12 protein-coding genes and 1 tRNA gene are annotated in these 21,620 nt (G+C 71.2%); 11 read left to right on the top strand and 2 right to left on the bottom strand.

Going from position 1 to position 21,620, the window contains the following annotated elements; genetic code table 11:
- Positions 1–398: 398 nt before the first annotated feature.
- Positions 399–2,882 (bottom strand): DEAD/DEAH box helicase, encoded by a 2,484-nt coding sequence (locus AB0C62_RS00330; RefSeq protein ID WP_362968822.1) that lies wholly within the window; start codon positions 2,880–2,882, stop codon positions 399–401.
- Between the two features lie 80 nt (positions 2,883–2,962).
- Between AB0C62_RS00330 and bldG the strand changes: the two genes are divergently transcribed.
- The 11 genes from bldG to AB0C62_RS00275 all read left to right on the top strand — a co-directional run bounded on the left by bldG (position 2,963) and on the right by AB0C62_RS00275 (position 20,024).
- Positions 2,963–3,316 carry an anti-sigma factor antagonist BldG gene (bldG, locus tag AB0C62_RS00325; protein WP_028799135.1) on the top strand — a complete coding sequence of 118 codons (354 nt, stop codon included), beginning with the start codon at positions 2,963–2,965 and terminating at the stop codon, positions 3,314–3,316.
- 97 nt (positions 3,317–3,413) lie between these two features.
- Positions 3,414–3,851 carry an ATP-binding protein gene (locus AB0C62_RS00320; RefSeq protein ID WP_081218540.1) on the top strand — a complete coding sequence of 146 codons (438 nt, stop codon included), beginning with the start codon at positions 3,414–3,416 and terminating at the stop codon, positions 3,849–3,851.
- A gap of 415 nt (positions 3,852–4,266) precedes the next feature.
- Entirely contained in the window at positions 4,267–6,675 is a 2,409-nt protein-coding gene (locus AB0C62_RS00315) for a sodium-translocating pyrophosphatase (RefSeq protein ID WP_362968820.1), read from the top strand.
- Between the two features lie 228 nt (positions 6,676–6,903).
- Positions 6,904–7,494 (top strand): small secreted protein, encoded by a 591-nt coding sequence (locus AB0C62_RS00310; RefSeq protein ID WP_362968818.1) that lies wholly within the window; start codon positions 6,904–6,906, stop codon positions 7,492–7,494.
- A gap of 250 nt (positions 7,495–7,744) precedes the next feature.
- Positions 7,745–9,265, top strand: coding sequence for a class I SAM-dependent methyltransferase (locus tag AB0C62_RS00305; protein WP_362968816.1), 1,521 nt, complete (start codon positions 7,745–7,747; stop codon positions 9,263–9,265).
- 382 nt (positions 9,266–9,647) lie between these two features.
- Positions 9,648–9,845: a hypothetical protein gene (locus AB0C62_RS00300; RefSeq protein WP_362968814.1), complete on the top strand. Its 198-nt coding sequence runs from the start codon at positions 9,648–9,650 to the stop codon at positions 9,843–9,845.
- A gap of 271 nt (positions 9,846–10,116) precedes the next feature.
- Positions 10,117–12,927 (top strand): type I DNA topoisomerase, encoded by a 2,811-nt coding sequence (gene topA / locus AB0C62_RS00295; RefSeq protein WP_362968812.1) that lies wholly within the window; start codon positions 10,117–10,119, stop codon positions 12,925–12,927.
- 295 nt (positions 12,928–13,222) lie between these two features.
- The gene (gene tmk / locus AB0C62_RS00290; RefSeq protein ID WP_362968810.1) at positions 13,223–16,585 is read left to right on the top strand and encodes a dTMP kinase; all 3,363 of its coding nucleotides are present in this window, start codon (positions 13,223–13,225) and stop codon (positions 16,583–16,585) included.
- Between the two features lie 243 nt (positions 16,586–16,828).
- Positions 16,829–18,034, top strand: coding sequence for a DNA polymerase III subunit delta' (locus tag AB0C62_RS00285; RefSeq protein ID WP_362968808.1), 1,206 nt, complete (start codon positions 16,829–16,831; stop codon positions 18,032–18,034).
- A 225-nt stretch (positions 18,035–18,259) separates the two neighbouring features.
- Positions 18,260–19,843, top strand: coding sequence for an alpha/beta hydrolase (locus AB0C62_RS00280; protein ID WP_362968806.1), 1,584 nt, complete (start codon positions 18,260–18,262; stop codon positions 19,841–19,843).
- A gap of 107 nt (positions 19,844–19,950) precedes the next feature.
- Positions 19,951–20,024, top strand: a tRNA-Thr gene (locus AB0C62_RS00275).
- Between the two features lie 64 nt (positions 20,025–20,088).
- Here the strand turns inward: AB0C62_RS00275 and AB0C62_RS00270 are convergent.
- Positions 20,089–21,612 (bottom strand): DHA2 family efflux MFS transporter permease subunit, encoded by a 1,524-nt coding sequence (locus AB0C62_RS00270; RefSeq protein ID WP_362968804.1) that lies wholly within the window; start codon positions 21,610–21,612, stop codon positions 20,089–20,091.
- Between the last annotated feature and the right edge of the window lie 8 nt (positions 21,613–21,620).

Genomic DNA, 21,620 nt, shown 5'->3' with positions numbered 1-21,620 from the left:
CCGGTCCGCCGGATACCGAAGCATCGGTACCGCCGGGGGTGGAGTCCGCCGGAGCGGCGGAGGTCCCTGCGCGGGCAGAGGGGCCGCGACCGTCGAGGGCAGCGGCATCTGGGCAAGCCGATGCGTTCAAGGAGGCGGAGGGACCCGCGGGGTCGGAGGTGCCCACGGAGCCGAGGCGGAGAGCGCCCGCCGGGCCGGAGGGAGTGGCACCCGCAGGGGCCGAGGTTTCTGCGGGGCGGAAGGCATCTACGACGTCGCGGTCGATGGCGGCTGTGCTGCCGGAGGAAGCGGGACCGGTGGGGCTTCCCGCATCGCTGAGGTCGGAGAGACATACGGCGCTCGCGGCGAGACGTACGAGGCCGTGACGAGCCGCGAGCGGTCCCGCGCGGCGGGCGGTGTCACCCTTCCGGCGCAGCCCGCAGGAGTTCTGTCTCGTCCGGCGCGGACCGGAGGAGCTCGGTGAGGAGGCGTACGGCGCCTCGCTTGTGCAGGGGGTCGTTGCCGTTGCCGCACTTGGGGGACTGGATGCAGGAGGGGCAGCCGGCGTCGCACTCGCAGGAGGCGATGGCCTGGCGGGTGGCGGTGAGCCAGGAACGGGCCGTGTGGAAGGCGCGCTCGGCGAACCCGGCGCCGCCCGGGTGGCCGTCGTAGACGAAGACGGTGGGCAGCAGCGTGTCCGGGTGGAGGGGCACCGAGACGCCGCCGATGTCCCAGCGGTCGCAGGTGGCGAAGAGCGGCAGCATGCCGATCGACGCGTGTTCGGCGGCGTGCAGTGCGCCGCCGAGGATCTCCGGGTTGATCCGGGCCGCGTCCAGTTGGTCCTCGGTGACCGTCCACCAGACGGCGCGCGTACGGAGTGTGCGGGGAGGGAGGTCGAGCTTGGTCTCGCCGAGCACTTCGCCGGTGATGAGACGTCGACGGAGGAAGGAGACGACCTGGTTGGTGACTTCGACGGAGCCGTAGCACAACCGTCCCTCGCCCCAGGGGACTTCGACGTCGGTCTCGAGGACGGCGATGGAGGTGGTGTCGCGGGCGACCGTCGAATACGGGGGGCTGGCCTCCTCGACCAGGGCGACGGAGTCCTCCAGGTCCAGTTTGCGCACCAGGTATGTGCGGCCCTGGTGCAGGTGGACGGCGCCCTCGTGGACCGCGGTGTGCGCGGCGCCCGCGTCGACCGTGCCGAGCAGCCGCCCGGTGCCGGACTCGACGACCTGGATCGGGGTGCCGCCCTCGCCGCGGATGTCGGTCAGGTCGGCGGCCCGTTCGCGGCGCGTCCAGTGCCAGGCCGTCGCCCGGCGGCGCAGCAGCTTCGCGGCCTCCAGCTGTGGCAGCAGATCGGCGGTGGCGGGGCCGAAGAGTTCGAGGTCGGCGTCCGTCAGGGGGATCTCGGCCGCCGCGGCGCACAGGTGCGGGGCGAGGACGTACGGGTTGTCGGGGTCGAGGACGGTGGATTCAACCGGTTGGTCGAACAGGGCCTCGGGATGATGGACGAGGAAGGTGTCCAGCGGGTCGTCGCGGGCGACGAGGATGGCCAGCGCGCCCTGCCCGGAGCGGCCGGCGCGGCCCGCCTGCTGCCAGAGCGAGGCGCGGGTGCCGGGGTAGCCGGCGATGACGACGGCGTCGAGGCCGGAGATGTCGACGCCGAGTTCGAGGGCGGTGGTGGCGGCGAGGCCGAGGAGCTCGCCGGAGTGCAGGGCGCGCTCCAGGGCGCGGCGTTCCTCGGGGAGGTAGCCGCCCCGGTAGGCGGCGACGCGCCGGGCGAGGGATCGGTCGACCTCGGCGAGGCGTTCCTGGGCGATGACCGCGATCAGCTCGGCGCCACGCCGGGACCGTACGAAGGCGATCGATCGCATGCCCTGGACGGTGAGGTCGGTGAGGAGATCGGCCGTTTCGGCAGTTGCCGTACGCCGGACGGGTGCACCTTTCTCGCCGTGCAGTTCGGTGAGTGGAGGCTCCCAGAGGGCGAACACCAGTTCCCCGCGAGGGGAGGCGTCGTCGGCGACCTCGACGACGGGGAGGCCGGTCAGGCGGCGGGCCGCGACGGAGGGCTCGGCGGCGGTCGCGGAGGCCAGCAGGAAGACGGGGGAGGCGCCGTAGCGGGCGCACAGGCGGCGCAGTCGGCGCAGCACCTGGGCGACGTGGGAGCCGAAGACACCGCGATAGGTGTGGCACTCGTCGATGACGACGTAGCGCAGGGAGCGCAGGAAGGAGGCCCAGCGGGGGTGGGAGGGCAATATCCCGCGGTGCAGCATGTCGGGGTTGGTCAGGACGTAGTTGGCGTACTGACGAACCCACTCGCGTTCTTCGAACGGCGTGTCGCCGTCGTACACGGCCGGGCGGATCGCATTGCCCAGTGGTTGTGAAAGTTCCTTCACGGAACGGCGCTGATCGGCTGCGAGGGCCTTCGTGGGGGCCAGGTACAGGGCGGTGGCTCCCCGGCCGTTCGGCGCCTCGGAGCCGTCCAGGAGGGCCGTGAGGACCGGGACGAGGTACGCCAGGGACTTGCCGGAGGCGGTCCCCGTCGCGACGATCACCGATTCGCCGTCCAGGGCGTGCTCGGCGACGCGTGCCTGGTGGGCCCACGGGTGTTCGATGCCCGCGGCCTGCACCGCGGCGATGACCTCGGAACGGATCCGGTCCGGCCAGACGGCATGGCGACCCGCTCGCGGGGGCAAGTGCTCCGTATGAGTGATGCGCGAAGCCCGGCTCGGTCCCGAGGCGAGCCGGTCCAGGACGGTGCTCGGCGAGGGGCGGGACGCTGTGTCCGTCGAGGATCGATCGGATCGGTGATTCTTGGCCATCGGCATCGAGTGTGTCACTGGCGTGACGGACAATGGACCCAAGGCGTCGTGCACGCCTGCCGGTAAGTGATTGAATGCCATCGCGGCTGGCGAACCGTCCCGGGGGCTCTGCCGAGGTGTCCCATGGGGCGACCGCTCGATAGCAAGGTGCTGGAGGATCCGTGGACCTGTCCCTGTCGACTCGCAATGTGTCCGGCCCTAATGGCGACCGTACGGTCGTCGAGGTCGGCGGCGAAATCGATGTATATACCGCGCCCAAGCTGCGCGAGCAGCTGGTCGAGCTGGTGAACGACGGCAGCTTCCACCTCGTCGTCGACATGGAGGGCGTGGACTTCCTCGACTCCACCGGTCTCGGCGTGCTGGTCGGCGGCCTGAAGCGCGTCCGTGCCCACGAGGGCTCGCTGCGTCTGGTCTGCAACCAGGAGCGCATTCTGAAGATCTTCCGTATTACCGGTCTCACCAAGGTGTTCCCGATTCACACCTCGGTGGAGGAGGCGGTCAACGCGACCGACTGACCACCGGTCTCCCGGGTTCCGGCCCGGGCTCGAGAAGTGGGAGGCCGGGCCGCGGCCCGGCCTCCTGACAGCACGCCCGTAGTTCAGAGGGGGATGCATGGCCACCGTTGAACTCCGCTTCAGCGCGCTGCCCGAGCACGTCAGGACCGCCCGACTGGTGGCGGCAGCGGTGGCGCGCAGGGCCGGAGTGGACGAGGCCGTACTCGACGAGGTCAGGCTCGCTGTCGGCGAGGCCTGTTCTCGTGCCGTCGGGCTGCACCAGAGCGGTGGCATCTCGGCGCCGGTGCATGTGTCGCTGATCGAGGAGGAGAAGCAGTTCTCCATCGAGGTCGGTGACGAGGCGCCCGGTTCGGTGCCCGGTGGAGCGGCGTCCGGCGCCGCTTCCGGCGGTCCGGACGTGGAGACCGAAGAGGACGAGATGGGCCTCGCGGTCATCAGCGGTCTCGTGGACGACGTGGAAGTCATCGCCGGAGAGCACGGCGGACTGATCAGGATGAGCTGGCCCACCACGCCGCCGGCCGTGGCTCTTACCTGACAACCGCCTCTCTTTTTCCTTGCCCCGAAGGGCCCTACTCGGTGGGGCCCTTCGGCATGTCCGGGGTCCCGCACGGCGCCCCCGCCCCACCCGGTCCGTGGTTCCCCTCGGGACCCTTCTTCCACGTCCGAGGCTCGCGGAGCGTCGGTGCGCGATCAGTACGCGATCCGCGGGGCGACCATATGGGTGATCGATTACGGCGTTTCGTGAATTCATTCACGATCAGCCGCGTGATATCTGGATCACGCGCGAATGGCTCAGGGGCATTACTGCATTCGGGTCCTGTGGCGCCCGACGATCATTTGCTGAAGAGTACGTGAAGATTAATTCCGCTTACCGCACACTGTTTTGATCAGGTTCCGGTACCTACAATCCGTCCACATCTTGAGCTCAGCCCAAGCGTCAAGGAGGACGAATGGCGGGGCTTTCTACCCCTCAGCAGTTTGACCACCCCACAACCCTCGCAGCCGCCGTACTGACGGACGGAAACCGCCTCATCGTGGTGGTCATCGCCGTCGTCGCGCTGGCGGCGCTCGTGGTCGCCGGGATCCTGGTGCGCCAGGTTCTCGCGGCCGGCGAGGGAACCGACAGCATGAAGGAGATCGCGAAGGCGATCCAGGAGGGTGCCAATGCCTACCTGGGACGCCAGATGCGCACGCTCGGCGTATTCGCCGCCGTGGTGTTCTTCCTGCTCATGCTGCTTCCCGCGGACGACTGGAATCAGCGCGCCGGGCGATCGATCTTCTTCCTGATCGGCGCGGCGTTCTCGGCGACCACCGGCTATATCGGTATGTGGCTCGCCGTTCGGAGCAATGTCCGCGTGGCCGCCGCCGCGCGAGAAGCGACCCCGGCAGAGGGTGAGCCCGAAAAGGATCTCACCGCGGTCTCGCACAAAGCCATGAAGATCGCTTTCCGTACCGGTGGCGTCGTCGGCATGTTCACGGTGGGGCTCGGTCTGCTGGGCGCCTCCTGTGTGGTGCTCGTGTACGCGGCCGACGCGCCGAAGGTCCTGGAGGGCTTCGGTCTCGGTGCGGCACTGATCGCCATGTTCATGCGTGTCGGCGGCGGCATCTTCACCAAGGCCGCCGACGTCGGCGCCGACCTGGTCGGCAAGGTCGAGCAGGGCATTCCGGAGGACGACCCCCGTAATGCCGCGACCATCGCGGACAACGTGGGCGACAACGTCGGCGACTGCGCCGGTATGGCCGCCGACCTCTTCGAGTCGTACGCCGTCACGCTCGTCGCCGCGCTGATCCTCGGCAAGGTCGCGTTCGGTGACGCCGGGCTCGCGTTCCCGCTGATCGTGCCCGCGATCGGCGTCCTCACCGCGATGGTCGGCATCTTCGCGGTGGCGCCCCGCCGCTCGGACCGCAGCGGCATGTCCGCGATCAACCGTGGGTTCTTCATCTCCGCGGTGATCTCACTGGTGCTGGTCGCCTTGGCCGTCTACGTCTATCTGCCCGGCTCCTACGGCGAGCTGGACGGGGTCACGGACGCGGCGATCAAGGCCAAGGGCGGTGATCCGCGCGTCCTCGCGGTCATCGCCGTCGCGATCGGCATCGTGCTGGCCGCGCTGATCCAGCAGTTGACCGGCTACTTCACCGAGACCAGCCGCCGTCCCGTCCGGGACATCGGCAAGAGTTCCCTGACCGGCGCGGCCACCGTCGTCCTCGCCGGCATCTCCATCGGTCTCGAATCGGCGGTCTACACCGCCCTGTTGATCGGGCTCGGCGTCTACGGCGCGTTCCTGCTCGGTGGTACGTCGATCATGCTGGCGCTGTTCGCGGTCGCGCTCGCCGGAACCGGTCTGCTGACCACCGTCGGCGTCATCGTCGCGATGGACACCTTCGGGCCGGTCTCCGACAACGCGCAGGGCATCGCCGAGATGTCCGGCGACGTCGAGGGAGCGGGCGCGCAGGTGCTCACCGACCTGGACGCCGTCGGCAACACCACCAAGGCCATCACCAAGGGCATCGCCATCGCCACCGCGGTCCTCGCCGCCTCGGCCCTCTTCGGCTCGTACCGTGACGCGATCACCACGGCGGCGAGCGACGTGGGCGAGAAGGTCTCCGGACCGGGCGCGCCGATGAACCTGATGATGGACATCTCGCAGCCCAACAACCTGGTGGGTCTCATCGCCGGCGCCGCGGTCGTCTTCCTCTTCTCGGGGCTGGCGATCAACGCGGTGTCGCGGTCGGCGGGCGCCGTGGTCTACGAGGTGCGACGGCAGTTCCGCGAGCACCCCGGGATCATGGACTACAGCGAGAAGCCCGAGTACGGGCGCGTCGTCGACATCTGCACCAAGGACGCGCTGCGCGAACTGGCCACCCCAGGTCTGCTCGCGGTACTCACGCCGATCGCCATCGGGTTCACGCTCGGCGTCGGGGCGCTCGGCTCGTTCCTCGCGGGCGCGATCGGCACCGGCACGCTCATGGCCGTCTTCCTCGCCAACTCCGGCGGGGCCTGGGACAACGCCAAGAAGCTCGTCGAGGACGGGCACCACGGCGGCAAGGGCAGCGAGGCCCACGCCGCCACGGTGATCGGCGACACGGTCGGTGACCCCTTCAAGGACACGGCGGGTCCGGCGATCAACCCGTTGCTGAAGGTCATGAACCTGGTGTCGCTGCTGATCGCTCCGGCCATCGTCAAGTTCTCGTACGGCGACGACAAGAGCGTCGGCGTACGGGTGTTCATCGCGATCCTCGCCTTCCTCGTGATCGCGGGCTCCGTCTACATCTCCAAGCGGCGCGGGATCGCCATGGGGGACGAGGAGGACGACACCGACGGGGTCGCCAAGTCGGCGGATCCGGCGGCGGTTTCGTAGCTCACGGACGCGCCCCCGACAGGGCACGGGCTCGAGTGCCTGGTCGGGGCGAGGTCAACGGGCGGGCGTACGGCGTGTGTTGACACGTCGCACGCCCGCCCTGTGTGTGTTCACTTCGCGGCCGTGAGCCTTCTCTCGCTTGGTGCAAATGGCTTCAATAAGTGTCTTAGCGGACATTCGGCGTGCTGGTGTCGCCCACTTGGCGTGTATGTTCCGGGGCCGAGAGCCATGGAAGGGACCAAACCGGTGAACAAGAAGCTCGCGGCCGCACTGTCCGGCGGTGCGGTACTGGTACTCGCGCTGTCCGGATGCAGCAGCGACGACGGCAACGACAAGCTGGACTCCTGGGCCAAGCAGGTCTGTGACGCGGTGAAGCCGCAGGCACAGAAGATCGAGGACGCGAACGCCGCGATCCAGAAGCAGACCTCGGACAACAGCACGCCGGAAGCCGTCCAGAAGACGGACGCAAAGGCCTTCCAGGACATGTCCGACGCCTACGAGGCGATCGGTACCGCGGTCGACAACGCGGGACCGCCGGACGTCGACGACGGCAAGACGAAGCAGACCAACGCGGTCAAGGAACTCAAGGGCATCTCCACGTCGTACGCCGACCTGAAGAAGCAGGTCGACAAGCTCGACACCAAGGACCAGGCCAAGTTCGCCGACGGTCTCAAGGACGTCGCCACCCAGCTCGACAAGCTGAGCCAGAGCGGGAACGACGCGCTGAAGAAGCTGGAGGAGGGCGACGTGGGCAAGGCGATGTCCCAGCAGGAGAGCTGCAAGACCGCCTCGGGAAGCCCGGCGGCCACCAAGGGCTGAGCCGGCCGCGGTCGACCTGATGAGCCTCGGAATCCCGGTGGCCACCAGGGACTGACCTCGCCCGACCCCGTACGGCGGACGCCTTCCGCGCGCCGACACGCCGAGAGCCCGGTGCTCTCGGCGTGCCGCGTTCGGTGGCGCCTTCGGTCCCGCCTTCGGCCGGAGGGCCCGGCCGGGTTGTCCACAGGCGCCGGCAGCGCTCTGTCCACAGGTGTGGGTGCCCGCGGACGACAGCGGACACAATGGAGGCGTGAGTCACAGCAGCCTGTCACCCTTGCCCTCGTCCGACCGCGCCGACGTCGCCGCCCGGCTCCGGAGCGCCCTGCTCGGCGCCGCCTTCACCGCCGACGGACTCCTCGACCTGCTCGGCGCCCCCGCCTACGCGGCGCTGGCGCGCAGCGAGACCGTGCCCGCCCTCCGGGCGACCCGGGGCGACACACCGCTGGAGACACTCGTCCGGCTGTTCCTGCTCCAGCAGCCCGTGCCCCGCGCGCGAGTGGCCGGCGTCCTGCCCGTCGACGACGCCCTGGAGAGCGGCTGGCTGACCCCGGCCGGCGCGGATGAGGTGGCGGCGACCGTCGACATCCGCCCGTACGGCGGACTCGACGGCGAGGACTGGTTCATCGTGTCCGACCTCGGGTGCGCCGTCGGTGGCGCCGGTGGCATCGGCAGCCGGGAGGAAGGTGTCGTCCTCGGTGTGGGCGGCGCCTCCACGACGCTGGCGGGCATCACCGTCCGCACACCCGTCGACTCCGCGCTCGACCTCGGCACCGGCTCCGGGATCCAGGCCCTGCACGTAGCGCAGCACGCCACACGCGTGACGGCGACCGACCTGAACCCCCGTGCCCTGCACATCACCGCGCTGACCCTCGCCCTCTCCGGCGCGCCCGCGGCCGACCTGCGCGAGGGCTCGCTCTTCGAGCCGGTCCACGCCGACGAGACGTACGACCTGATCGTGTCGAACCCGCCCTTCGTCATCTCGCCCGGCGCCCGCCTCACGTACCGCGACGGCGGCATGGCCGGGGACGATCTGTGCCGCACGCTCGTTCAGCAGGCGGGGGACCGGCTGAACGAAGGGGGATACGCCCAGTTCCTGGCCAACTGGCAGCACCTGGAGGGCGAGGACTGGCAGGACCGGCTGCGCTCCTGGGTGCCGCGTGGCTGTGACGCGTGGATCGTGCAGCGGGAGGTCCAGGACGTCACGCAGTACGCGGAGTTGTGGCTGCGCGACGCCGGAGACCATCGTTCCGACCCGGCGGAGTACCAGGCGCTCTACGACGCGTGGCTCGACGAGTTCGAGGCGCGCAAGGTGAAGGCCGTCGGCTTCGGCTGGATCACCCTGCGCAGGGCGTCCGCCGCCGAGCCGTCGATCACCGTCGAGGAATGGCCGCACTCGGTGGAGCAGCCGCTCGGTGAGACCGTGCGCGCGCACTTCGAACGGGTCGACTATCTGCGGGCGCACGACGACGCGGGCCTGCTCGCCGGGCACTTCAGGCTGGTGACGGAGGTCGTGCAGGAGCAGGTCGGGCTGCCCGGCGCCGAAGACCCGGAGCATGTGGTGCTGCGTCAGCACCGCGGGATGCGCAGAGCCACCAAGGTGGACACGGTCGGCGCGGGCTTCGCCGGTGTGTGCGACGGCACGCTGAGCGCCGGTCGGATCCTCGACGCCATCGCTCAACTGGTCGACGAGGATCCGGTGTTGCTGCGCGACCGGACGCCCGCACAGATCCGGCTGCTGGTGGAGCAGGGGTTCCTGGAGCCGGTCGAGTAGCGGGGAAGCGGTACGGGCGAACGTTCCGGACCTGGCGGGGCGGCCGCGCCCGGCCGCCCGGGGCGTGGAACCGGCCAACCTCCGCGGGGTCGGTTGGTGCGGGTGGGCCGAGCCCGCGGGTGCCGAGCGGCGGTCAGCCGGTCGGTCGCCACGCCGGGTACTACGGCCTGCGACGGGCGACGGGCTTACGGGTGGCGGGGCTCACGCCCGGGCGTGGCGAGGCTCGGTCGAGGACCGCACGGGGCGTGGGCGAGGCTCGGTACGGGCGTGGTCGAGCCCGGCACGGGACGGCGGTCGCCCTGCGTTCACCGTGAGTTCGTACCTGCGTCGCCGGGGCGTGTCAGCCTCCCGAGTCCGGGGCTCGGGGCGGAGGGGCAGATCCATGGAAAGCGGACCGACGATCTTCACGGGGGTGGTGTTCGCCCTGTTCGGGGGCGGGCTGCTGGCCTGGACCGGGATCAGGCTGCGGCAGGGCGAGCCGGTGGCCCACGGTGTGAACCGCGTCGCATCGGCGACCCTCGCGGCGCTCGCCGGAGCGGTGGCGCTCGTGGTCGGAATATGGTGCTTCATCCGCCTCTGAGGGAACCCCTCACGCGCGAGGGACAACGCGCGTGAGGATCGCGACTTCGGTAACTGGGAAGTTACGCTCCGGATGGGCCCGAAAGAGCTGGTCGGCACTCCGGGCGGCAGGAATGGCGGTAGTCGGGTTACCGTTCGAGTGGCCGTTGCGGGCTTTTCCCGTTTGACACGGGGGCGGGATGTACCGTCACACTCCGCAGCGTCAGCATGACCCGACCCCCCGGGAGCCGAGCCCCCGGGGAGCACCGCGTCGACCGGAGAGAAGAGCGAAGTTGTCCCCGACCAGCGACACCGCACACGGCGGCCGCCGACTCGTCATCGTCGAGTCGCCTGCCAAGGCGAAGACGATCAAGGGCTATCTCGGCCCCGGCTATGTCGTCGAAGCGAGCGTCGGGCACATCCGCGACCTCCCCAACGGCGCCGCGGAGGTGCCCGAGAAGTACACGGGTGAGGTCCGCCGCCTCGGCGTCGACGTAGAGAACGACTTCCAGCCGATCTACGTGGTCAACGCCGACAAGAAGGCCCAGGTCAAGAAGCTCAAGGACCTGCTGAAGGACTCCGACGAACTCTTCCTCGCCACCGATGAGGACCGCGAGGGCGAAGCCATCGCGTGGCACCTCCTGGAGGTCCTGAAGCCCAAGGTTCCCGTCCACCGGATGGTCTTCCACGAGATCACCAAGGACGCGATCCGCAGCGCCGTCGCCAACCCGCGCGAGCTCAACAAGCGCATGGTCGACGCCCAGGAGACCCGCCGCATCCTCGACCGCCTCTACGGCTACGAGGTCTCGCCGGTCCTGTGGAAGAAGGTCATGCCGCGCCTGTCGGCCGGCCGTGTGCAGTCCGTGGCGACCCGGCTCGTCGTCGAGCGGGAGCGCGAGCGCATCGCCTTCCGTTCCGCCGAGTACTGGGACCTGACCGGCACCTTCGGCACCGGCCGTGCCGGGGACGCGAGCGACCCGTCCAATCTGGTCGCCCGTCTGACCGCGGTCGACGGCAAGCGCGTCGCCCAGGGCCGCGACTTCGACTCGCTCGGCCAGATCAAGGGCGCGAACACGCTCCACCTGGACGAGACGAACGCCCGCGCGCTCGCCGCCGCCCTCCGGGACACGAACTTCGCGGTCCGCTCGGTCGAGTCGAAGCCGTACCGCCGCTCGCCCTACGCGCCGTTCCGTACGACGACGCTGCAGCAGGAGGCCTCGCGCAAGCTGGGCTTCGGTGCGAAGGCGACCATGCAGGTGGCCCAGAAGCTGTACGAGAACGGCTTCATCACCTATATGCGTACGGACTCCACGACCCTGTCCGACACGGCGATCGGCGCCGCCCGCGCCCAGGTCACGCAGCTGTACGGCGCCGACTACCTGCCGGCCCAGCCGCGCACGTACGCCGGGAAGGTCAAGAACGCGCAGGAGGCGCACGAGGCGATCCGTCCCTCGGGTGATCGTTTCCGCACCCCGGCCGAGACGGGTCTGACCGGCGACCAGTTCAAGCTGTACGAGCTGATCTGGAAGCGGACCGTCGCCTCGCAGATGAAGGACGCGGTCGGCAACTCCGTCACCGTGAAGATCGCGGGCGCGTCCTCCGACGGCCGGGACGCCGAGTTCAGCGCGTCCGGCAAGACGATCACCTTCCACGGCTTCCTCAAGGCGTACGTCGAGGGCGCGGACGACCCGAACGCCGAGCTCGACGACCGTGAGCGCCGCCTCCCGCAGGTCGGCGAGGGCGATCCGCTGTCCGCCGAGGAGATCACGGTCGACGGCCACGCCACCAAGCCGCCGGCCCGCTACACCGAGGCCTCGCTGGTCAAGGAGCTCGAAGAGCGCGAGATCGGTCGCCCGTCGACGTACGCGTCGATCATCGGCACGATCCTCGACCGTGGTTACGTCTTCAAGAAGGGCACGGCCCTGGTGCCGTCCTTCCTGTCGTTCGCGGTGGTCAACCTCCTGGAGAAGCACTTCGGGCGGCTCGTCGACTACGACTTCACGGCCAAGATGGAGGACGACCTCGACCGCATCGCGCGGGGCGAGGCGAAGGCCGTGCCGTGGCTGAGGCGGTTCTACTTCGGCGAGGGCGACGCGAGCGGTGCCGCCGAGGCCGGCAACGGCGACGGCGACCACCTGGGCGGCCTCAAGGAGCTCGTCACCGACCTGGGCGCCATCGACGCCCGCGAGGTGTCGTCCTTCCCGGTCGGCAACGACGTGGTGCTCCGCGTCGGCCGCTACGGCCCGTACGTCGAGCGTGGCGAGAAGGACTCTGAGAACCACCAGCGCGCCGACGTGCCGGAGGACCTGGCACCGGACGAGCTGACCATCGAGCTCGCCGAGGAGCTGCTCGCCAAGCCGAGCGGCGACTTCGAGCTGGGCGCCGACCCGCAGTCGGGCCACCAGATCATCGCCAGGGACGGCCGCTACGGCCCGTACGTCACCGAGGTGCTCCCCGAGGGCACCCCGAAGACGGGCAAGAACGCCGTGAAGCCGCGGACGGCCTCGCTGTTCAAGTCGATGGCGCTCGACACCGTGACGCTGGAGGACGCCCTCAAGCTGATGTCCCTGCCGCGCGTCGTCGGCAAGGACGCCGAGGGTGTCGAGATCACCGCGCAGAACGGCCGGTACGGCCCGTACCTGAAGAAGGGCACGGACTCGCGGTCGCTCACGGCCGAGGACCAGCTCTTCACCATCACGCTGGAAGAGGCGCTGGAGATCTACTCCCAGCCCAAGCAGCGGGGCCGCGCGGCCGCCAAGCCGCCGCTCAAGGAGCTGGGCGAGGACCCGGTCAGCCAGAAGCCCGTCGTGGTCAAGGACGGCCGTTTCGGCCCGTACGTGACCGACGGCGAGACGAACGCGACCCTGCGGTCCGACGACAGTGTCGAGGACATCACTCCGGAGCGCGGCTACGAGCTGCTCGCCGAGAAGCGCGCCAAGGGCCCGGCCAAGAAGACCGCGAAGAAGGCGCCTGCCAAGAAGGCGACCGCCAAGAAGGCACCGGCCAAGAAGACGGCCGCGAAGACGACGACGGCCAAGACGGCCGCCAAGAAGGCGCCCGCCAAGAAGACCGCCGCGAAGAAGACGGCGGCCTCCGAAGGCTGAGCCGGCCTCGGTCCGAGGCCGGCCGACTCGGCCGAACTCGCCCGAGACCGGTGAAAACCAGCCGAATCCGGAAACGTCCGGAGGGTGCGGCCGGCTCGGTCGGCCGACCCGGCGGGTCCCGCCGCCGGAGCGACGAAGTTGGGCTCCGGGGCCCGTGAACTTTCCGCGATCCGGTGGTGTTCACAGGCCTCCGGCCCACGTCAGAGCATGTGCGCCCCCGTACTGAAAGGTGCGGGGGCGTCCGTATGTTCGGGCACCCCTTCGGGGAGTCAGTGGGTCCGGATAGGCTGGCGGGATGACGCGAGCCGAGCAGCCAACGGCCCACAATCCGGCCCCCGACGACGCCCTGGTCGCGGATTCACGCGAGCGCGCCGTGCGCGCGCTGTTGCGCCAACCGCAGTTGAAGCGGTTGTGGAGCGCACACCTTGTGGGAGGTGTCGCGGACGCGCTCGCCCTGCTCGTCCTGGTCGTCCTCGCCCTTCAGGCGGCGATCTCCGAGGGCTCCTTCGGCGGTGGCTACCGCGGGGCGGCCCTCGCCGTGGCGGCAGTCTTCGGGGCACGCGTCCTCGCGACGCTGCTCTTCGGAGCCGTACTCCTGGGCCCCCTGACCACTCTGACCTCGCCGGACGGTCTCCTCGACCGGCGCTGGACCATGCTGGGAGCGGACGGTCTGCGGGCCGGGCTCCTCATCGTCGCGCCGATGTGGATCGACTGGACCCCGGACAACGCCCTCGCCGTTCTCCTCGTCATCGCCTTCGTGGCCGGAGTCGCGGAGCGGTTCTGGTCGGTGAGCCGGGAGGGTGCGGCACCCGCGCTGCTGCCCGCGCCGCCGCTGGAGGGCGCCACGGTGCGCCCGCTGCCCGACCACATGGACGCGCTGCGACGGCTCTCGCTGCGTACGGCGTTCGTCTCGGTGCCCGTCGCGGCCGCCGCCCTGGTCGTCGTCTCCCTCGTCAGCAACCTGCTGGGTGCCGGGATCGACTGGTTCGACCAGCACCAGGCCGCCCTCGCCTCGTACGTCGCGGCCGGACTCTTCGCGGCCTGCCTGTCCGTCGTCACCTTCCTCGAACTGCCCGACGCCCGCACCCCCCGCGCGCGCTCGCCGCTCGAAGGACTGCGCCGCCCGAAGACCGGCACCGGCGTCGACAAGGGCCGCACCGGCGCGATCCCGCTCCTGGTGCCGGCCTGCGCGGCGGTCGCCGGAGCCATCTCGGCCGCCGTCGCCGTCGCCGTCCTGGAGGCCAAGGACCTCGGCGGCGGACCGGTCACCTACGGACTGCTGGTGCTCGGCCTGACCGGCGGTGTCGTCGCCGGTATCCGTACGGCGCCCTCGCTGCTCCCGTCGCTGTCGCGGCGCCGGCTGCTCGCCCTCGCGATCGCCTTCACCGGCGTCGCGCTGCTGGCCGCCGGGCTCGTCCCGGACGTCACCACCGTGCTGCTGATCGTCGCCTTCGCGGGCGTCGGCGCGGGTATCGCCGCCAACACCGGGCACGCCCTGCTCGATCAGGAGACCGAGGAGTTCCGGCGCGCCCGGACCACCGAGCACCTGCACGCCGTCGTACGGCTCTTCGTGGGGGCCGGCGCGATCGTCGCGCCCCTGGTGGCCGCCGCCATCGGCCCGCACCGCCTGGAGAACGGCAAGTTCGTCTTCGCGCACGGCGGTGCCGCCTTCACCCTGATGCTGGTCGGCGCGCTGCTGCTGCCCGTCGCCGCCGTGGTGCTCGCGAAGGTCGACGACCGTTCCGGGGTGCCGCTGCGCAAGGACCTGCTGGACGCGCTGCGCGGCGGCGACGATCCGGACCAGGTGCCCACCACCAGCGGCTTCTTCATCGCCCTGGAGGGCGGCGACGGAGCGGGCAAGTCGACGCAGTCGCAGGCCCTCGCCGACTGGATCCGCGGCAAGGGCCACGAGGTCGTGGTGACCCGCGAGCCGGGCGCCACGCCGGTCGGCAAGCGGCTGCGCTCGATCCTTCTCGACGTGTCGTCCGCCGGACTCTCGCACCGCGCGGAGGCGCTGCTGTACGCGGCCGACCGCGCGGAGCACGTCGACACGGTGGTGCGTCCCGCGCTGGAGCGCGGCGCCGTCGTCATCTCCGACCGCTACATCGACTCCTCCGTCGCCTACCAGGGCGCGGGACGCGACCTGTCCCCGACGGAGATCGCCCGGATCAACCGGTGGGCGACCGACGGTCTCGTCCCGCACCTGACGGTGCTGCTGGACGTGTCGCCGGAAGCCGCCCGCGAGCGGTTCACCGAGGCGCCCGACCGTCTGGAGTCGGAGCCGCTGGAGTTCCACACGCGCGTGCGGTCCGGTTTCCTCACGCTCGCCGCCGCCGACCCGGGCCGCTACCTGGTGGTCGACGCCGCCCAGGAGCCGGAGGCCGTCACCACGGTCGTCCGGCACCGGCTCGACATGATGCTGCCGCTCTCCGAGGCCGAGGTGAAGGCACAGGAGGAGGCGCGCAAGGCCGCCGAGGAGGAGGCCCGGCGCAAGGCCGAGGCCGAGGCCGCCCGCAAGGCCGAGGAGGAGCGTCAGGAGCGCGAGCGGCAGGCACAGCTCGCGAAGCTGCGCGCCGACGAGGAGGAGCGCAAGCGGCGCGAGCTGGAGGAGGCGCAGCGCCGCGAGGCCGAGCGACAGGCGGAGGAGGCCCGGCAGCGTGCCGAGGAGTCCCGCCGACGCGCCGAGGAGGAGCGGGTCCGCAAGCTGGCCGAGGAGCAGGCCCGCGCCGCCGAGCAGGAGCGTCTGCGCCGGCAGGCCGAGGAGGAGTCACGCCTGCGCGCCGAGGCCGAGGAGCGTCGCCTGGAGAAGCAGCGCAAGGCCGAAGAGGCCTTGCTGCGGGCCGAGCAGGCGCGGCAGCTCGCCGCGGACGCGGCGGCCGCTTCGGCAGCCGCGGCGGCGTCGGCCGGTTCCGCGGCGTCGAAGACCGGAGCGGGCTTCGGGACCGGTGCGCAGTCCGGTGCCACGACGCGGGCCGGTTCCGGTGCCGACAGCGGCCGGACCGACGAGACCGCGAACGCGTCGGCGTCCGGGCCGACCGCGCCCGCGCCCTCGCGGACCGCACCGGCCCCGGTGCCGGACAACGAGACGACCGTGCCCACGCCCGTCGTACCCGACCCGGCGGCCACGCGTCCGACGGACGAGACGGCCGTGCTGCCCGCGGTACGACCGGACGCGGGTGGCACCGACCGTGGTGACTCCGGGGCGCGCTCGACGTCCCGCAAGGAGCCGCGCCGCGACGTCGAGGAGACGGCCACACTGCCGAAGCCGCCGACGCCGGACCGCGCGGCGGACGAGACCGCGGTGCTCCCGCCCGCCGCCCCGGGTGCGGCCGACGAGACAGCGGTGCTTCCTCCGGTACGGGACCGGGGTGCGGAGGCTTCGGCCGACGCGCCGTCCGGTGCTCCGGCCGACCGGATGCCCCGGGGCTTCTTCCGCGACGAGCGTCCGGCGTCGACGCCGGAGCAGGAGCGCGAGGGTTCCGTCGACCGCACGCGTGAACTGCCCCAGGTGGACGAGACGGGCGCCCCGCGCCGTCGGCCCCGCTCCGACTGGGCCGAGGAGACCCCGCTCGACGACCTTCCGACCCTGGCGGACGAACTGCTCGGCCCGCGCGACGACGAAGACCGCGACGAGGGACGCGGCAGGCGCCGCCGGTAGGCACTCCGCGCTCGGTGGGCAGGTCGGTACCGGGGGCTTCCGGAGCCCGGCGCCGACCTGCCGGCACTTTCGGCACCCGTCGCCCGCACCCTCGCAGCCCGTAGGCACCCGGCACCCGGCACCGGCACTTGCGGGAGCGGGCGGCAGGCTTCGGGCGCCGAGGATGGACCGTCGGGGCCGATTGTCGGTGGGGACCCGCACAATGGACGACGCACGACAAAACGCGACGGAAGGGCGGGCCCCATGCCTGTGTGGGACGACCTGGTGGGCCAGGAGAAGGTGAGCGAGCAGCTCGCCGCCGCTGCCCGGGACGCCGACGCCCTCGTCACGGCCGTCACCGCGAGGACCCCGGTCCCCGAGGCGTCCAAGATGACGCACGCCTGGTTGTTCACCGGCCCGCCCGGTTCGGGCCGTTCCACCGCGGCGCGCGCCTTCGCGGCCGCGTTGCAGTGCGTCAGCCCCGACCGCGCGCTCGGCGGAATCCCCGGCTGCGGATTCTGCGACGGCTGTCACACGAGCCTGGTCGGCACCCACGCCGACGTGCAGATCGTCCGCACCGATCTGCTCTCCATCGGCGTCAAGGAGACCCGCGAGCTGGTCCGGCGCGCGCAGTTGTCCCCGGCCGTCGGGCGCTGGCAGGTCATCGTGCTGGAGGACGCGGACCGTCTCACCGAGGGCGCGGGCAACGTCCTGCTGAAGGCCGTCGAGGAGCCCGCACCCCGTACGGTCTGGCTCCTGTGCGCGCCGTCCATCGAGGACGTGCTGCCCACCATCCGCTCGCGCTGCCGGCTGCTCACGCTGCGCACGCCGCCGGTCGAGGCGGTCGCCGACATCCTCGTACGACGTGACGGCGTCGAGCCCGACGTGGCGGCCGTCGCCGCGCGCGCCACGCAGGGGCACATCGGGCGGGCCCGTCGCCTCGCCACCGACCCGAGCGCCCGCCAGCGCCGGGCCGCGGTCCTCAAGCTCCCGATGCGGATCGACGACGTCGGCGGCTGTCTCAAGGCGGCCCAGGAGCTGATCGACACGGCCTCGGAGGACGCGAAGCAGCTCGCCGAGGAAGTCGACGTCAAGGAGACCGAGGACCTGAAGACGGCGCTCGGCGCGTCACAGGGCGGCCGGATGCCGCGGGGCACGGCGGGCGTCATGAAGGAGCTGGAGGACCGGCAGAAGCGCCGAAGAACGCGTACGCAGCGCGACAGCCTCGACCTGGCGCTCATCGACCTCACCATGTTCTACCGCGACGTACTCGCGCTTCAGCTCGGCTCCCGCCTGGCGATCGCCAACGCGGAGGCGGGGGACACACTGGAGCGGCTGGCCCGCGGGAGTTCGCCGGAGTCGACCCTGCGCCGCATCGACGCGATCGCCGCGTGCCGCGAGGCACTCGACCGCAACGTCGCCCCGCTGCTCGCGGTGGAGGCGATGACCATGGCGCTGCGGGCGGGCTGAGCCGGGTCCCGCGTGCGGCCCGGGTTCCTCTCGTGACGTCCTGCGGGCAGGGCCCAGGCGCCGGGCGAGCAGCCCACGCAGCACGGGCCTCTCCCGCGCGGGCGTCCGTCGTCCGAACCGCCGGTCGGGGGCGCCGCATCGGATGTCAGGTTGACCGAGTCACTCGTACGAGCCGCACAGGCGACTGAAGGTGATCAATTGATCGCGCACGGTTACGCTCGCGAGATGTACCTGAGGCGCACCTTCCGGCCGACCCGACCCCTCCGTGCGAGCGGCGTGCTGCTGGCCGCCGCGGCGCTGCTCATCTCCGCCTGCTCCTCCGGGAGTTCCACGGCGACGGCCGCCAGGACGGACGCGGTGCTGACCGCCCTGCCGCGTGCCACCCCGGCGGCGCTGTCGCCGTACTACGCGCAGAAGCTGAACTGGCGCAGCTGCGGTGTCCCCGGCTTCGAGTGCGCCACGATGAAGGCGCCGCTCGACTATGCGAAGCCGGACGCCGGTGACGTGCGGCTGGCGGTCTCCCGCAAGAAGGCCACGGGGCCGGGCAAGCGCCTCGGTTCGCTCCTGGTCAACCCGGGCGGTCCCGGCGGCTCGGCGATCGGCTACCTCCAGTCGTACGCCGGCATCGGGTATCCGGCGGACGTCCGCGCCCGGTACGACATGGTCGCGGTCGACCCGCGCGGCGTGGCCCGCAGCGAGCCGGTCGAGTGCCTCACCGGCCCCGAGATGGACACGTACACGCAGACCGACAGCACGCCGGACGACCGCCGGGAGACGGACCAACTGGTCGCCGCGTACAAGAAGTTCGCGGAGGGCTGCGGCGAGCGGTCGCCCGACCTGCTGCGGCACGTCTCCACCGTCGAGGCAGCCCGGGACATGGACATCCTGCGGGCGATCCTCGGTGACCGGAAGCTGAACTACGTGGGGGCGTCCTACGGGACGTTCCTGGGGGCGACGTACGCGGGGCTCTACCCGGAGCGGGTGGGCCGGCTGGTGCTGGACGGCGCGCTCGACCCGTCCCTGACCGCGCGCAAGCTCAACGAGGAGCAGACGGCGGGGTTCGAGACGGCGTTCCAGTCCTTCGCGAAGGACTGTGTCCGGCACAGCGACTGCCCGCTGGGCGACGCGGGTACGGGCCCGGACGAGGTGGGCCGGAACCTGAAGGCGTTCTTCCAGCAACTCGACAAGACACCGATCGCGGCGGGCGACGCGGACGGCCGCAAGGTCGGCGAGGCGCTCGCGACGACCGGGGTGATCGCGGCGATGTACGACGAGTCGGCGTGGCCGCAGCTGCGCGAGGCGCTCACCTCGGCGATGAAGGAGAAGGACGGCGCGGGCCTGCTCGCCCTCTCCGACAGCTACTACGAGCGGGACGCCGACGGGAAGTACGCGAACCTGATGTTCGCCAACGCCGCCGTGAACTGTCTCGACCTGCCGGCCGCGTTCTCCACGCCGGACCAGGTGGAGGAGGCGCTGCCGTCGTTCGAGAAGGCGTCCCCCGTCTTCGGCGAGGGGCTGGCCTGGGCCTCCCTGAACTGCGCCTACTGGCCCGTGAAGAACACCGGGGAACCGCACCGCATCGAGGCGAAGGGCGCGGCCCCGATCCTCGTCGTCGGCACCACCCGCGACCCGGCGACCCCGTACCCGTGGGCCCGGTCACTGGCCTCCCAGCTCTCCTCCGCGACCCTCCTCACCTACGTCGGAGACGGGCACACCGCGTACGGCCGCGGCAGCGCCTGCATCGACTCCGCGATCGACCGCTACCTCCTCCAGGGCACCCCTCCGGAGGAGGGAAAGCGCTGCTCATAGCCCTGTTGCACGCGCACTCCCCGAGGGCCTCCGGGGGTGTGCGGAGCACCCCTCGAAACTGTGTAGACTTACCGCGTTGCTGATCGCACCATAGGTGTGGGCAGCGCGCCGCCTTAGCTCAGATGGCCAGAGCAACGCACTCGTAATGCGTAGGTCTCGGGTTCGAATCCCGAAGGCGGCTCGGAATTACCCCAGGACTCACTCGCCGTGACCTGGGGTTTTTTCATGCCCTGGTGGAGTGGGTGTCAGCCGTGGGCCTGTTGGGCGTGGCGGGGGAGCAGGCCCACCAGGAGCAGGGTGAGGAAGTTCAGGGCTGCCGCCGTGGCGAAGACGAGTTCCGCCGCGGAGAGGTACGAGGTCGGGGACGGGTGGCCCACTCGGGCGAAGAAGAGGGTGCCGAGGGCGGCGACGCCCATCGCGCCCGCGAACTGCTGGACCGCGTTGAGCAGGCCCGCGCCTGTGCCGACCTCCTCGGGGGTGGCGTCGCCGATGATGAAGTCGACCAGCGGCACGAAGACCAGGCCCGAGCCGAAGCCGGTGAGCAGGAGCGCGGGGGCCAGGTTCCAGACGGTGATGCCGGCGGCGAAGTGGGCGACGGACCACCACAGGGACAGCAGGCCGACGACCGCGACGGCCAGTCCGAGGTGCAGGGTCGCGCGTCCGAGCTTCTCGGCGAGCACCGCGCCCGCGAGGAGGACGGCGACGGCCGTGCCGAGGGCCCAGGGGATCAGGGTGAGGCCGGTGTGCAGCGGGGTCCAGTGCAGGCCCTGCTGCAGCAGCAGGTTGATGACGAGGACGAAGGCGCTGAGCGAGGCGTAGAACCCGGCGACGATCAGCAGGCCGACGACGAAGCTCCGCTTGCGGAACAGCGACGGTGTGATGACCGGGTGTCGGCTGCGCCGCTGGGAGACGACGAACGCGCCGAGCAGGACGACCGAGGCGGCCATCATGGCGTAGGTCCAGGCGGGCCAGCCGAGTTCGCGTCCCTGGATGAGCGGGACGATCAGCAGGGCCGAGGCCGCGGTGAGCAGGCCGACGCCGGTGAGGTCGAGGCGGGCGGTCGGGTCCTCGCCGCCCCGCCGGGGCAGGACCCGCCACGCGAGGGCGCCGGCCAGGACGCCGAGCGGCACGTTGATGAGGAAGATGGAGCGCCACTGGCTGCCGAACAGGTCCAGGTGGAGCAGCCAGCCGGCCAGGATCGGCCCGCCGACCATGGTCAGGCCCATCAGCGGGCCGACGGGGGTCAGCGCCTTGCGTAGGTGCTGCGCCGGGAACACGACCTTCACGAGGGCCAGACCCTGCGGGATCATCACCGATCCGCACAGGCCCTGCAGGGTGCGGGCGACGATCAGGAAGAGCGGGTCGGGCGCGAGGCCGCAGGCCAGCGAGGTCAGGGTGAAGCCGGTCATGCCGAGCAGGAAGAGGCGGCGGCGGCCGAGCACGTCCCCGAGCCGGCCCGAGGTGACGAGGCCGAGCGCGAAGGCGGCGGTGTAGGCGCTGAGCACCCACTGGACGGTGACCTGCCCGCCGCCGAGGTCGGCGTGGATGGACGGGCCGGCGAGGGTCGCGATGCTGGAGTCGATGAGGTCCATGACGTCGGCCATGACCACGACGATCAGGACGAGCCATGCGGTGCGTGACGGCGGATTGCCGGCGGGAGGTGGGGGAGGTGTGGGAGGCGCTTCGGACGAGCGCTGGTCTATAGACACGAACACTGTTCTACAGAAGAACGACGTTCCTAGCAAGGCGAACACCGTTCCTGGTGCCATGGAACACT

The organism is Streptomyces sp. NPDC048643, assembly GCF_040650615.1.
In the GTDB taxonomy this organism is placed as follows: domain Bacteria; phylum Actinomycetota; class Actinomycetes; order Streptomycetales; family Streptomycetaceae; genus Streptomyces.
Note: the sequence above shows the minus strand (reverse complement) of the source record. Positions and strands in the feature narration are given on the sequence as shown.